Annotated in this window: 11 protein-coding genes; 3 read left to right on the top strand and 8 right to left on the bottom strand. The window is 69.6% G+C overall.

All coding sequences use genetic code 11. From position 1 onward, the window contains the following. The first annotated feature begins 106 nt into the window (after positions 1-106). Entirely contained in the window at positions 107-1,765 is a 1,659-nt protein-coding gene (locus SPF06_RS05655) for an HNH endonuclease signature motif containing protein (RefSeq protein WP_323277986.1), read from the top strand. A gap of 171 nt (positions 1,766-1,936) precedes the next feature. On the opposite strand, the gene SPF06_RS05650 is transcribed toward SPF06_RS05655, so the two are convergent. From SPF06_RS05650 to SPF06_RS05640, 3 genes are read right to left on the bottom strand one after another with little or no spacing between them, the layout of a single operon-like run. Next, positions 1,937-3,001: an AraC family transcriptional regulator gene (locus SPF06_RS05650; protein WP_323277985.1), complete on the bottom strand. Its 1,065-nt coding sequence runs from the start codon at positions 2,999-3,001 to the stop codon at positions 1,937-1,939. 42 nt (positions 3,002-3,043) lie between these two features. After that, positions 3,044-4,168: an LLM class flavin-dependent oxidoreductase gene (locus SPF06_RS05645; RefSeq protein ID WP_323277984.1), complete on the bottom strand. Its 1,125-nt coding sequence runs from the start codon at positions 4,166-4,168 to the stop codon at positions 3,044-3,046. Between the two features lie 53 nt (positions 4,169-4,221). Continuing rightward, positions 4,222-4,668 (bottom strand): flavin reductase family protein, encoded by a 447-nt coding sequence (locus SPF06_RS05640; RefSeq protein WP_323277983.1) that lies wholly within the window; start codon positions 4,666-4,668, stop codon positions 4,222-4,224. Between the two features lie 187 nt (positions 4,669-4,855). On the opposite strand from SPF06_RS05640, the gene SPF06_RS05635 reads away from it, so the two are divergent. After that, entirely contained in the window at positions 4,856-5,638 is a 783-nt protein-coding gene (locus SPF06_RS05635; protein ID WP_323277982.1) for a cyclase family protein, read from the top strand. Further along, positions 5,635-7,353 carry a thiamine pyrophosphate-binding protein gene (locus SPF06_RS05630; protein ID WP_323277981.1) on the top strand — a complete coding sequence of 573 codons (1,719 nt, stop codon included), beginning with the start codon at positions 5,635-5,637 and terminating at the stop codon, positions 7,351-7,353. Before SPF06_RS05635 ends, SPF06_RS05630 begins: the two co-directional genes overlap by 4 nt. 463 nt (positions 7,354-7,816) lie before the next feature. On the opposite strand, the gene SPF06_RS05625 is transcribed toward SPF06_RS05630, so the two are convergent. The 5 genes from SPF06_RS05625 to SPF06_RS05605 all read right to left on the bottom strand — a co-directional run bounded on the left by SPF06_RS05625 (position 7,817) and on the right by SPF06_RS05605 (position 13,939). Next, positions 7,817-8,272 carry an acyl-CoA thioesterase gene (locus tag SPF06_RS05625; protein WP_323277980.1) on the bottom strand — a complete coding sequence of 152 codons (456 nt, stop codon included), beginning with the start codon at positions 8,270-8,272 and terminating at the stop codon, positions 7,817-7,819. Positions 8,273-8,350: 78 nt separating this feature from the next. Beyond that, on the bottom strand, positions 8,351-10,762 hold the full coding sequence (locus SPF06_RS05620; protein WP_323277979.1) for a bifunctional salicylyl-CoA 5-hydroxylase/oxidoreductase: 2,412 nt from the start codon (positions 10,760-10,762) through the stop codon (positions 8,351-8,353). Between the two features lie 14 nt (positions 10,763-10,776). After that, a complete protein-coding gene (locus tag SPF06_RS05615) occupies positions 10,777-12,432 on the bottom strand; it encodes an AMP-binding protein (RefSeq protein WP_323277978.1) in 1,656 nt (551 codons plus the stop codon). Between the two features lie 26 nt (positions 12,433-12,458). Then, a complete protein-coding gene (locus SPF06_RS05610) occupies positions 12,459-13,457 on the bottom strand; it encodes an acyl-CoA thioesterase (protein WP_323277977.1) in 999 nt (332 codons plus the stop codon). Beyond that, a complete protein-coding gene (locus SPF06_RS05605) occupies positions 13,454-13,939 on the bottom strand; it encodes a cupin domain-containing protein (protein WP_323277976.1) in 486 nt (161 codons plus the stop codon). The genes SPF06_RS05610 and SPF06_RS05605 overlap by 4 nt, the downstream gene beginning before the upstream one ends. Positions 13,940-13,947: the final 8 nt, after the last annotated feature.

Raw genomic sequence — 13,947 nt, 5'->3', positions numbered from 1 at the left:
CACTTCGCGACGCGTTACCTCGTGGTCCTCGTGGTGACCGAGGCGAGGCCTTGGTCCTCAGCGACGGGACGCTTATTTTGTCGGTCCCTTCGGGGAGACTCGTTCCATGATCGTCGAGGAGGTTCTGAGCCCCGTGGAGGGGGACCGCGTTTGCGCGGGGCCGTTGGGCGCGGGGCCGTTGGGCGCGGGGCCGTTGGGCGCGGGGCCGCTGGGCGCGGGGCCGCTGGGCGCGGGGCCGCTGGGCGCGGGGCCGTGGGGTGCCGATCCGTTGGGGGCCGTGGGCTGGGACTTCTACGGGGACCCGTTGGCGCGGCCGGTTGAGCCCCCGGCCGTGGACGCGTCCGTCTTCGAGGCGTTCGACGTTCTGGGCGAGGGGGACCCGGAGGCGGAGTTTCTGTGGGAGGCGGCGCTTGCCCCGGCGGCGATCATGGCACGGGCGCGGGCAGAGCGCGCCGACGGTCTTGTCGCTGAGCTGGAGCGCATCGACGCGGCGCAGGCGCGGCTCGAGGCCCGCAAGGCGATCGCCCTCGCGGCGCTGACCGCGGCCGTGGGGGGCTCCTCGGAGGACCCCGCGCGCAGGCTGGACGCGCCCACGGTGGCCGCGTCGGAGCTGGCCGCGGCCCTGCGGATCTCCCAGCGCACGGCGTCTGCCGCCGTCGCCGAGGCCCTCGCCGTCACCAAGGCTCCCTGGGCGCCGGTGCTGGCGGGAATGTGTTCCGGGGCCCTGCCGCGCCGCCGCGCGGCCGCGATCCTCGACGCCGCCGCTCCCGTCCCGCCGGAACGGCTCGACGAGTTCGCCGCCGAGGCGGCGGCCATCGCCAACCCGCCCGACCCGGAGGGCATCCCCACCCAGGGGGCGCTCAGGCGGCGGCTGCGCCGCCTCGCGGAGAAGCACGCGGGCGAGCCCCTGGAGGTGCGGAAGGAGAGGGCGGCAGCCCACCGGCGGGTCGACCTCGAGCCGGACCACGACGGGATGTGCTGGCTGAGCGCGTACCTGCCGCTCGAGGCCGGGGCTGCCATCGACACCCGGCTGGAGGCCATCGCCCGGTCCCTGCAGGGCCCGGGCGAGGAGCGCACCCTCGGCCAGCTGCGCGCCGACGCCCTCGCGGACCTCCTCGCCGGCACGGAATCCTCCCCGCTCGGGGGCGTGCGCACCGAGCTGATCGTCACCGTCCCGGCCCGCACCCTCACGGGCGGGGCCGACGCCCCGGGGCAGGACGGCGCGGGGCAGGACGGCGCGGGGCAGGACGCCCGGGGGGAGGACGCACCGGGGGAGATCGTGGGGTACGGGCCGATCGACGCCGGCGCGGTGCGGCTCCTGGCCGCCGAGGCCGCGACGTGGTCCCGGCTCTGCGTCGAGCCCGGCACCGGCGCCCCGCTCGCCCTGGGCAGGCGGCGCTACACCCCGACCCCGGCGATGCGCCGCTTCCTCGGGGCCCGCGACCGGACCTGCCGGTTCCCCGGCTGCGACAAGCCGGCGGCCGCCGCCGAGGCGGACCACACCCGGGAATGGTCCGACGGCGGCGCGACAGACACGGGCAACCTCGCCCTGCTGTGCCCGCAGCACCACCGGCTCAAGACCCTCGGGCACTGGGAGGTCCGCCAGGCCGGCACCGCCCCCGCCGACCCCGCAACCACCCGTGTCCCAGACGCCCCCGCCGACCCCGCACCCCCCGACGTGCCCGGCACCCCCAGCGCCCGCACCGCCAGCCGGGGAGCCTCCCCGCCGCCCGGAACCCGCGAGCCGCCCGGGACCCTTGAGTGAACTGCGCCCTCGGGCGCAGATACATCACCTACCCCGAAGGCGACCCACCGCCGCCCTTCTGATCCGCACCTTGCTGTGGGGTCGATGCCCTCCGCCGTCGATCGTCTAACGTTGTCGATCCTCTGGGTTGACGATCGTCTGGGCTGATATCTTCTGGATTGAGGGCCGGGCCTAGTGCCGCGTTCGGCTCAGTGTGGCTGAGGGAGCCTCCCCGAACTTCTCGATGTAGTAGGCGGCGAATCGCCCCAAATGGGAGAACCCTGTTCTGGCCGCGACGGTCGCCACGGTGAGGCGATCGGCGAGCCTTCGGTCGAGCAGAAGCGAGCGCGCGCGGTCGAGGCGCATGTCCCTCAGGAGCTGTGCAGGACTCGTGCCGAGATGCTCGGCGAATGCGGCGTGGAGCTGTCGCGAGCTGACGCCTACCGCGCTCGCGATGTCGTCAACTGAGAGGCTTTCGGCGAGGTGAGCTTGCATGAGGTTCCGGGCAGCAATGAGATAGCCGGGACCTCGCCACAGGGCCTTCGGTGAGCTCTCGAGCGTGTGCGGCGACGGCCCGATTGACGCGGACAAGAGCGGTGCAAGGCCGAGGACCATCGTCGAGAGAAGCGACGATACGAGGGCAGTGACGGTGAGCTCGTCGGGACGCTCCGAGCTGCTGCCCAGCACGCCACAGGCCTCAAGCCACGCCGCCTCCACGAGGCGCGGCGACGCCAACTTCAGCGGTACCTCGGATGCGAGGGCGATGGGCAAGCGCAGGGGCTTCGACAGGAGCCGCTCGACGTAATCCTCGACAACATCGGCCGCCGCGGAACCGACGAGGGCCCCGGCGCGAGGATCGGGCGCCATCTTGGTGCCGTGCCATGAACTGAGGGCGAAGGGCTCGCGGGCGATCCATTGGTGTCCGTTCGAGTGGACTGCCATGGGCCCGAGAGGCAAGACGATGACGACTTGGCGGCCCGACGGAGGGCTGTCCACGATCACGGGCGCGCCGTAGGCTACGTGGACGAGGCCGAGGGGCCCAAGCTGGAGGCCGTCGGCCGTTCCATTGACCGAGTGCCCCTCTCGAAGCGCCAGCTGATGATGCTCATGCGTGAGGGCGTCCACCGCATCCCGGATCTCGCGGGGCGAATGGGTCTCGGCAAGCGGCCTGCCACCCAAGGGCCGGTCCTGGACGGGACCGGCTAGGGGTGGCAGGCCGTCATGCATCAGGATCTCCTCGAGCGTGCTCACCATCATGCTACGAGGCAATCGTGACAAGCGTCACACCGAGCCTTCGTCTCACACTGCGGCAGCAGGGATCTTTGCCGGCACCCGCACGCCTCGTTTCTCGAGCCGCGGGAGGACCTCCTGGGCGAAGTATTCGAGCTCGCCCGCGTAGTCGACGAACGCGAGCGTCATCCCGTCGAAGCCCGCGCGGTACACGCGTTCGATGGCGTCGGCGACGTCGTCGGGAGTACCGAACATCGGAAGGGACCCGTGCCCCGACGCGAATCGCCCGCGCATCGTGGCCAGCATCTCCGGCGTGAAGGACTGTGCATGCAGGCCCTGCAAGCCCATGAGGTAGTCCACTGCCCCCCAGTCCGCGTTCTCCTCGGCGTAGTAGTGGACGAATCCTTCAGCCTCTGCCTGCGTCGGTCGGCACACCACATGGCCCAGCGTGAAGACTCCGACCGATCGCCCGTAGTCCGCCTGTGCATGAGCCCGGAGGCCAGCCGAGATCTCCGCGCCCGTTTCTGCGTCGGGGATGATCGTGAAGACGAAGTCCGAATTCTTGGCCGCGAATTCTCGGCCCTGGCGTGACGAGCCCGCGTTCAAGACCGGGACCCTTCCGTCCAGTGGCTTGGGTTCGGATTCGATGTGCTGCAGCGAGAAGTAGGTGCCGTTGTGATCGAAGATGTCCTTCCGGGACCACGCATCCCGGACCACGTCCCACCACTCCTGGGCGAATTCATAACGTGCGTCATGCTCTTGCGGCATCGAGACGCCCATCGTCTCGTATTCAGGCTGGTTCCATCCGGCCACGATATTGAGTCCGGCACGGCCTCCTCCTCCGATCTGATCCAGAGTGGCCATCGCCTTCGCGATCGCGAGCGGGTGGGTGAACGCCGTGTGGATCGTCGAGAACACTGTGATCCGCTGCGTCGAGGCAAGGAGCCCGGCCGCCCAGACGATGGGGTCGAGAACGTGGCCGTGGAAATTGGTGTCTCCCTTGTAGCCGATCCAGCGCGCGATCGGCAGCAGGAAGTCGATGCCGGCCTCGTCGGCGAGCTGTGCGAGCCGAAGATTGTCCTCCCAGCTCGCGCTCCACCTTTCGGGGATCTTGGTCACCGCGAGCCCGCCGGAGCAGTTCGGGGAGAAGAGGCCGAGCTTGAACCCTTGGCCGTCGAGAATGCTGCGTGTCATGCGAATTCCTCTGTTCTTTCGGGTGGAAATGAGTAGGCGATTCAGCGCATCGTTCAGCGAGGCGAGATACCCGCGACCTCGCCGACGATGATCACGTGATCGCCGCCGTCGTACGTCCTCCACGTGCGGCAGTCGAGCCTGATACGGCCGGCGTCCAGCGCTGGCGTGCCCAGTGGGGTGGAAATCGTGGTCAGCCCCGCGAATTTGTCGGTCCCCCGGGCGGCGAACCGAGGGATGAGGTGCGCATCCTCGTCATCGAGAATGTGGATGGAGAACGACGGCGCCCCGCACCAGGCCTCGAAGCTGCTCGAGTTGCGGTCCACGCACCATGAGACGAGCGGCGGTTCCAAGGAAACCGACGTGAAGCTGTTCGAGACCAGCCCAATCCGCCCGGACGGTTCGGAGCCGGCCGTGATCACGGTGACGCCCGTGTCCCAGTGGCGCATCGCCTGGCGCAGCTCGAGCCCAGTGACCGGAGATTCAAGGATGGATGTGTCCATGGATCCGATGGTGGCGTGGCTCACACGGGCTCGGCTATCCGATTCGCGACCTCTGCAGTCCGAATCCCGCGGCACGGGATGGCATCTAGCCGTGGATCCTTGCGACTGCTATGGTGATCGAACTCATAGACCTCTTGTGACGATCGTCACAATGACGACACGCACCCACCCCCATCTAGGAGTCCCCATGTCACAGCTGACCGGGCTGCTCGCATCGCTCGCCACGGGCGAGGTGCGTGTAGTCGATCTGACCAACACCCTCTCGAGCGAGACCCCGACCCTGCGCCTTCCCGACCCCCTGGCGAACCTCGTCGACTTCAGCCTCGAGGAGGTCTCGGCCTACAACGAGCCCGGGCCCTTCTGGAAGCACCACAACATCAGCACGGGCGAGCACATCGGAACCCACCTCGACGCCCCGGTGCACTGGGTGACGGGCCGGGGCGGGAAGGACGTCTCCCAGATCGAGCCGTCGCGGCTCGTCGGCCCCGCGTGCGTCCTCGACGTGAGCCGCGAGGCGGCCGCCGACCCCGACTTCCTCGTCGACGTCGAGCACATCAAGGCGTGGGAAGCGGAGCACGGGCCGCTCCCCGAGAACGCGTGGCTGCTCGTGCGCACCGGGTGGGATGCGTACGCGCAAGATCGCGAGCGCTTCCTCAACGCTGATGAAACCGGTTCGCACACGCCCGGCTTCACCGTGGAGTGCGCCCGGTGGCTCGCGGACGTGGCGCCGATCTCCGGAGTCGGCGTCGAGACGGTGGGCATCGACGCTGGCCTCGCTGGCGGAATGGACCCCCTGTTCCCGATGCACTACTTCCTCCTCGGTGCCGACAAGTACGGCATCACTTCGCTCCAGAACCTCGGCCAGCTCCCGGCGACAGGCGCCGTCGTCGTCGTCGCGCCGCTGCCGATCGTCGGGGGAACGGGGTCTCCGGCGAGGATCCTGGCCTTCGTCGAGAGGGCCAGCTCATGACCGCCCAGGCGAACGCCCCGGCTCCCAAGACGGCATCTGCGCCTGCGGGGGAGACGGTCGCGCAACTTGTAGGACGCGCGCTTGCCGAGCTGGGCGCGGGGCACTGCTTCGGCGTCGTCGGCTCCGGGAACTTCGACGTGACCAACGCCCTCATCCGCCACGGCGTCCCGTACACCGCCGCCCGGCATGAGGGCGGGGCCGCCACGATGGCGGACGCCTACGCGCGCATGTCCGGGAAGGTCGCACTCCTCTCGGTTCACCAAGGCTGCGGGCTGACCAACGCGACGACCGGAATTGGTGAGGCAGCGAAGTCGCGCACGCCGCTTCTCGTTCTCGCCGCCGAGACGGCGGGCGCGGCGGTCAATTCGAACTTCACCATGGACCAGCCCGGCCTCGCCCGCTCGGTCGGGGCGTTGTCCCACAGGGTCCATTCGGCCGCCTCTGCGGTCGACGACGTCGTCCGCGCGTTCCGTACTGCACAGAACGAGCGCCGCACGGTGGTTCTCAACCTGCCGCTCGACGTCCAGGCCCAGCTCGCCCCGGGCACGAACGACGTCGTCCCCGTCGCCCCGCCTGCCCCGATGCGCCCGGCCGCCTCGGCCGTCGCCGCTTTGGCAGATCTCATCCTTGCCGCCGAACGTCCGGTGTTCGTGGCCGGGCGTGGCGGCCGCGGCGCCCGCGAGGAGATCCTCGCGCTCGCCGATCACGCGGGGGCGCTCGTGGCTACGTCGGCGGTGGCCAATGGCCTCTTCGCGGGAGATCCGTTCGGCCTCGGGATTTCGGGCGGGTTCTCTTCGCCGACGACGGCGGAGCTCATCTCGGACGCGGACCTCATCGTGGGCTTCGGGTGCGCCCTGAACATGTGGACCATGCGGCACGGCACCCTCATCGGCGCGAGCGCCGCCGTCGTCCAGGTCGACCTCGAGGACTCCGCGCTCGGGGCAAACCGGCCCATCACCCTCGGCGTTCTCGGAGACTCCGCCGCGACCGCGGCCGATGCCCTCGCCGAGCTGCAGCGCCGCGGCGCCGTCCCCGTCACCGGGTACCGCACCTCGGAAGTGAGGGCCCGCATCGCCGCGTCCGCGCGCTGGCAGGACGTCGCCACTCCCGACCTCGGCGGCCCCGGCGCCGACGGCGCAGTGCGGATCGACCCGCGCGAGCTCACGCGCAGGATCGACGAGCTCCTGCCCGCCGAGAGGATCGTCGCGGTCGACTCGGGGAACTTCATGGGCTACCCGAGCCAGTACCTGGATGTCCCCGACGAGTTCGGCTTCTGCTTCACCCAGGCATTCCAGTCGATTGGCCTGGGCCTAAGCACGGCGATCGGTTCCGCGCTCGCCCAACCGCGCCGGCTCCCCGTCCTCGGAACCGGTGATGGGGGCTTCCTCATGGGGATCAGCGAGCTCGAGACCGCCGTGCGACTGCGCCTGCCCCTCCTGTGCATCGTGTACAACGACGCCGCCTACGGCGCCGAAGTCCACCACTTCGCCGAGCACGGGCCCGTCGACGTCTCGACGGTGACGTTCCCCGAGACCGACATCGCCGCGATCGCGCGCGGCTACGGCTGCGAAGCTCTCACCGTCCGCACCGTGGAGGACCTCGAGCCGGTGAAGGCCTGGGTGGACTCGCAGCCCGATCGGCCTCTCGTCCTTGATGCCAAGATCGCGTCCGACAGCGGCGCGTGGTGGCTCGCGGAGGCGTTCAAGGGCCACTAGCCGCCGGCGCGCACGGAAAATGCCTCTCCGGTTGGACATCCAACCGGAGAGGCATTGCCGGCCCATCTCGGAGCCTGGGCGAGAGCACGCTATTGGGCGGCAGGTCCGGGAGCCGGTGACCGTCTTTCATTCGTGCTCGGCGGAATGCGGCGTTATCGCTTGGCCTCCGTTTGTTTTCAGAGACGGGGTTGCCGGCATGCTTCGGCTGTTTCGGAGCCCATCGGCCGCATGGGGGTTCTTGAGAATCCTGCGTTCGTGCGCAAGCTTGCGGTTCATCATCTTGCTCGCCCCCAGACCCAGATCTGCTCGGACTTCGTCGGCCATCCTGCCGACAACACCAAACTAGGGCTGCTTGCCGGCCTCGACTCCCGTCCTTTGTCATTACTGGGCAAAGCCTTGTTCGCAGGGCCAAGTCTTGTGGTTCCCAAGCACGAAGCCTTGGATAAGGGGCGAGGGCCGCTGGTCACGTGCCGATGTCAGCGGCGGCCTTCGCGAGCTTCTCGAGGATCCTCTCGGGCCAGGGAGCAGACTCTTCCGTGCCGTGAGGAACGTGCACGGTCACGTAACGGCCCGAGGCCGCGAGCCGTCGCGGCACAGGCAGGTCTTCCCGTTCGAATGCCTCACCCATCACCTCGAACCGGAACGTCATCGACGAACGCCCCACGGATTCGATCTCGAGGACGGTCGTAGCCTCCTGCCCGAAGTACAGCTTTGAGCGGAAGTCCACTTCGTGATGCACGCGCGGCGCGATGCCGAAATACTCCTCAAGAACCCCGAGCCGCTTGAAGAGCCGTGCCTCCGCCGCTTCGACGCTGCGCATGATGAAGGAGTTGTGGTGGTGGCCGGAGGCATCGGTGTCGGCCCATTCCACCGAGCGGGTGACAGTTTCGCGGATGGCACCAGGCTGGAGATCGCTCATCATCATGTCTCCTTTCGTAGCACAGCAGCCCCGGACCCTTCCGGTCCGGGGCTGCTGGTTTCGGCTTGGCTGGAAGCGTCAGGCGTTGACCGGCTCAAGCGCCTCCCGGGACGAGCGCGGGGTCCAGCGGAGATGCGTGGGGAGCTCGTCGCCGTCGGGCTCGCGCAGGAGCGAGAGCCGCGGGCGCACGGCGTCGGTGCGCGACGACGGGGGCTTGCGCCGCCCTGCCCGGAACTGGGCGGCCCACTCTGCACCGGCGCCGCGGTAGTCCTGCTCGGCGGCCGCGTGCAGCGTCCACTGCGGATCGTAGAGGTGCGTCCTGCCCATAGCCACCAGGTCCGCGCGGCCGGCGAGGAGGATCGAGTTGACGTCGTCGTAGCTCGAGATCGCGCCGACCGCGATGACCGCAACCCCACTCTCGGTGCCGACAGACTGGCGGATCCGGTCTGCGAACGGCGTCTGGTATGAGCGGCCGAACGCGGGCTTCTCCTCCTTGGCGATCTGGCCCGAGGAGACGTCGATGGCGGCAGCGCCGTGGGCGATGAAGGCCCGGGCGATCTCGACGGCGTCCTCCGCCGTGTTCCCGTCCGGCAGCCAGTCGACGGCGGAGATGCGCACCGTGACGGGGCGGTCCGCGGGCCAGGCCGCACGTACGGCGTCGAAGACTTCAAGCGGGAAGCGGAGGCGGTTCTCGAGGCTGCCGCCGTACTCGTCCTCGCGCCGGTTGGAGACTGGCGAGAGGAACGAGGAGAGCAGGTAGCCGTGGGCGGCATGGACTTCGAGCAGGTCGAAGCCGGCCTCGGCTCCCCGGCGGGCGGCCGCGGCGAAATCGTCGCGGATCGCGTCCATGCCGGCTCGGTCCAGCTCGGCAGGCACCTGATTGCGCGGCCCGTAGGCGAGCGACGACGGCGCGACGGTCTGCCAGTTGCCCGCTTCGAGGGGCTCGTCAATGCCCTCCCACATGAGCTTGGTCGAGCCCTTGCGGCCGGAGTGGCCGATCTGCAGGCCGATCTTGGCCGTCGAGGACGAGTGGACGAAGTCGACGATCCGTCCCCACGCGTCCTTCTGGCCGTCGGTGTAGAGCCCCGCGCAGCCGGGGGTGATGCGGCCAGTTTCGGACACGCACACCATCTCGGTCATGACCAGGCCGGCCCCGCCAAGGGCCTTCGAGCCGAGGTGCGCGAGGTGGAAGTCTCCGGGGACGCCGTCGACCGCGGAGTACATGTCCATGGAGGAGACGATGATGCGGTTCTTGAGCTCGAGCCCGCCGAGGCGGAACGGCTGGAACATCGCGGGCCGGGCGGCGCCGTCGCCGTTCCCCAGCGCAGCCTGCGAAGCTGCGAACCACGCATCGACGCGCGCGGCGAACTCGGGGTCGCGGAGCCGCAGGTTCTCCTGGGTGATGCGGCGCGAGCGGGTGAGCAGGTTGAAGCAGAACTGCACTGCATCCTGCGCCGTGTACTGGCCGATGTTCTCGAACCACTCGAGCGAGGCCTGTGCGGCGCGCTGCGTGGATTCGACGACGGGACGCCGCTCCGACTCGTACGCGACCAGAGACGCCTCGAGCGTGGGGTGCTCGTGCAGGCAGGCCGCGAGCGCGAGGGCGTCTTCCATTGCGAGCTTCGTGCCCGAGCCGATCGAGAAGTGCGCCGTGTGGGCGGCGTCGCCGAGGAGGACGACGTTGCCGTGCCGCCAGCTCCGGTTGCGGACCGTCGCGAAGTTGATCCACTTCGAGTTGTTCGCGAGGACTTCATGGCCGGCGAGCTCGTCGGCGAAGATCTCGCGGATCTTCGCGATGGCCGCCTCGTCCGAGACGCCCGGCGGGAAGACCGTGCCCTCAGTCGCGTCGAACCCGGCCGCGCGCCACACGTCCTCGTGCATCTCGACGATGAACGTGGAGCCCGAATCGGAGAAGGGGTACCCGTGGATCTGCATCGTGCCCCACTGGGTGTCCTTGACGAAGAACTGAAAGGCCTCGAACACGAGGTCCGTTCCGAGCCACATGTACTTGTTGCGCCGGACGTCGAGGGAGGGGCCGAAGGAATCGGTGTAGCGCGCCCGGACCTGGGAGTTGACACCATCGGAGGCGATGACGAGGTCGTAGTCGCGGGAGAGCTCGTCGACGTCGGGCGCGAGGGTCGAGAAGCGGACGTCGACGCCGAGCTCGGCGGCCCGCCGCTGGAGGAGCTGGAGGAGCTCCTTGCGGCTCATGGCCGCGAAGCCCTGCCCGCCCACCGTGTGCCGCACGCCGTTGAGCGTGATGTCGATGTCCGTCCAGCGCGCGAAGCGCTCCGACATGTACTCCGCGACGACGGTGTCCGCGTTGCCGATGCCGCCGAGCGTCTCGTCGGAGAAGACGACGCCGAAGCCGAACGTGTCCTCGGCCCGGTTCCGTTCCCAGACGGTCACCTCGTGCGACGGGTCGAGCTGCTTCATGAGGGCGGAGAAGTAGAGGCCGCCCGGGCCGCCGCCGATGACTGCGATCTTCACTGTGGTGTTTCCTTTCAGACCTGGGTGCCGTTGGTTTCGGCGGCCTGCTCGCGCAGGCGGAAATGCTGGAGTTTGCCGCTCGGATTCCGCGGAAGGGCTTCGACGAAGCGGACGTCGCGGGGGTACTTGTAGGGCGCGATGCGGGACTTGACGAAGTCCTGGATCTCCTTGCGCTTCGCGTCGTCGCCGTCGACCCCGTCCCGCAGCACGACGAACGCGCACACGACGGTGCCCCGCTCCGAATCCGGCCGCCCGACCACGCCGCACTCGAGCACGTCGGGGTGCTCGTTGACCGCCGCCTCGACCTCGGGGGCGCCGATGTTGTAGCCAGAGGAGACGATCATGTCGTCGGAGCGCGCCTGGTAGTAGAAGTAGCCGTCGGCGTCGCGGTAGAACATGTCGCCGGTGACGTTCCAGCCGTTCACGACGTAGGAGAGCTGGCGCTCGTCCGCGAGGTACCGGCACCCGGTCGGCCCGATGACGGCCAGCCGGCCGAGCTCGCCCGGGGCCGCCTCGTGGCCTGAGCCGTCGAGGATGGTCGCGCGGTACCCGGGCACAGCGCGTCCCGTTGAGCTGGGCCTGATGTCCTCGCCGGCGGCGGAGATGAACACGTGCAGCAGTTCGGTCGCGCCGATGCCGTTGATGAGCATGAGGCCCGTCTCGTCGTGCACGTGATGCCACGTCTCCTGCGCCAGGTGTTCACCCGCGGATACGGCCTTCTTCACCCCCGCGAGGAGGTCTGCGCGGCCCGCCTTGAGGATCGCGCGGTAGGCCGTGGGCGCCGTCGCGAGGATAGTGACGCCGTTGGCGGCGACGAGCTCGGCGAACTGTACCGGCGTCGCCCTCTCGACGAGGAGCGAGGCCGCCCCGAAGCGCAGCGGGAACACCACGAGGGAACCGAGCCCGAACGTGAACGCGAGCGGCGCCGAGCACGCGAACACGTCGTCGGCTGTGGGCCGCAGGATGTGCCGCGCGAACGTGTCCGCGTTGGCGAGGACGTCACGGTGGAAGTGCATCGTGATCTTCGGGACGCCAGTGCTGCCCGACGTCGGCCCGAGCAGCGCGACGTCGTCCGCCGCCGTCGGCACCGCTTCGAAGACCCCGCTCTTCGCCGCGACCCGTGCGGTGAGGTCGTCTGCGCCGTCGCCCCCGAAGCGGACGACGGCGACCTGGCCGCCGTCGCCGCCCAGCGCGGCGAGCGCCGCGTCGAGATCGTCGGCGAAGCGGTGCTCGACGAGGGCCACGGACGGCCGGGTCCGCTCGATGATCGGCACGATCTCCGTCGACCGGAGCGCGAACATCGTCGTCACGGCGACCCCGCCGGCCTTGAGCGTGCCGAGCCAGGCCGCGACGGTCCACGGGTTGTTGGGGGAGCGCAGAAGCACGCGGTTGCCCGGGACGAGGCCGAGGTCCTCGGTGAGCACCTGTGCGACCTGGTTGGCCCGTATCTGGAGCTGGCCGTAGGTCCAGCGCGTCCCGTCCGGGCCGATCAGGGCCGTCCGGTCGGGCCCGAACTGCTCGACCGCCTGGTCGATGAGAGCCGCTCCGGCGTTGAGCCGGTCCGGGTACTGCACTTCGGGGAGGGTGAATTCGAACGTCGGCCACTGGGACTCGGGCGGCAGGTTGTCCCGCGTGAACGAGTCGACGTGTGCTGAGGGGGAGAGGGCCATCGTGGAGAGCCTTTCGTGATGCTGGGTCAGCGCGAGCTGGGTCCGCGGCCCGGGCGGATCATGGCCTCTTGGGCCACGGTCGCGACGAGTCGGCCGTCGGAATCGAAGAAGCGGCCCAGGCCGAGGCCTCGGCCCGACTGGGTGCCGGCGGCCTCCTGGACGTAGAGGAGCCACTCGTCGGCCCGCGCCGGTCGGTGGAACCACATGGCGTGGTCGAGGCTCGCGGTCACGAGGCCGGGGTCGGCCCACGCGTGGCCGAGCGCGCGGAGCGTCGGCTCGATGATCGTGTAGTCGCAGACGTAGGCGAGAGCCGCGGTGTGGACCTGCCCAATGTCGAGTGCCTCCACCGTCGAGCCGGCGCCGCCGACGGCCCCAGCGGGCACGGCCTCCAAGTCCTCGAAGGCCCGTACCCACACCGCCTGCGTCGTGGTCCGCTCGCCCTCGACCTGGACGTAGACCGGGCCGCGCACGTGGCGCATGTCGAACGAGCGGCCGGACGACCAGTACTCCTTGGCCGCCGGGGTGAGCGTGCCTGCCTCGGGCGTGCCGGGTTCGATGTCCGCGAGGTATTCGGCCGAGGTCGGCAGCGTCTCGGGCGCGGGGAGGCCGGCCGGAAGGGCGGGCGTGAGCTCGGCCCCGTCCTCGGGGACCTGGAATGAGGCGAGCGCCGCGTAGACGGGCTTGCCGCCCTGGTAGGCGCGCACTTGACGGGTCGAGTACCCACGCCCGTCGCGCAGGAGCTCGACTTCATACCGGACCTCGGCGCCAATGTCCACGGGACGCATGAAGTACGAGTGCATCGAATGGAGCCGTCGTTCCGCGTCGACGGAGAGCATTGCTGCCGCGGCGGCCTGGGCCACCATGTCCCCGCCGTAGGCCTTGGGCCACGGGCAGTACTGCGTGGTAGCCCTCCACGCGAGGTCGAAGTGCTCGGGTTCGCAGGGCGTCAGCTCGAGCGCGGCGAGCAGCGTCGAGGAGCCCGCCGTCTCCACGGCGGCGGCCGTCTGGGCGGATTCGCCGGTCATGCCCGCTGATAGCCTTCGAGCTCGGAGTCGTCCACGTCCTCGAGGTTGACGACGATGTTCTCGGGGGTGCGCGTCGTGAGCCAGACGAGCTCCTCGGTGACGGACATGTTCGCCTCGACGTGGGGCATGAACGGCGGGACGAAAACCCAGTCGCCGGCAGTCATATCGGTGTAGTCCTTGAAGCCCTCGCCGAAGTAGATCCGGCCGTGTCCGCGCAGCACGTAGCCGCCGGTCTCGGCCTCTCCGTGGTGGTGCGGGAGGGAACGGTAGCCCGGCTTGTTGGAGACCTGGCCGAACCAGATCTTTGTAGCAGGGGTGTGCTGGATCGAGACGCCCGAGACGCGGACGCAGTCGCCGGACTGCATGGTCTGAGTATCCTCGTGCCCTGCGCGGGTGACCACGGGGATCACGCGCCCGTCCGGCTGTGCGTAGATCGAGTTGTCGCCCTCGGTAACGTACGCGAGCTGCTCGTTGGTGGTCATGGTGTCCT

Origin of the sequence: Sinomonas terricola (assembly GCF_034931225.1) — a bacterium.
Lineage (GTDB): Bacteria > Actinomycetota > Actinomycetes > Actinomycetales > Micrococcaceae > Sinomonas > Sinomonas terricola.
This window is presented reverse-complemented; position numbering and strand designations above follow the sequence as displayed.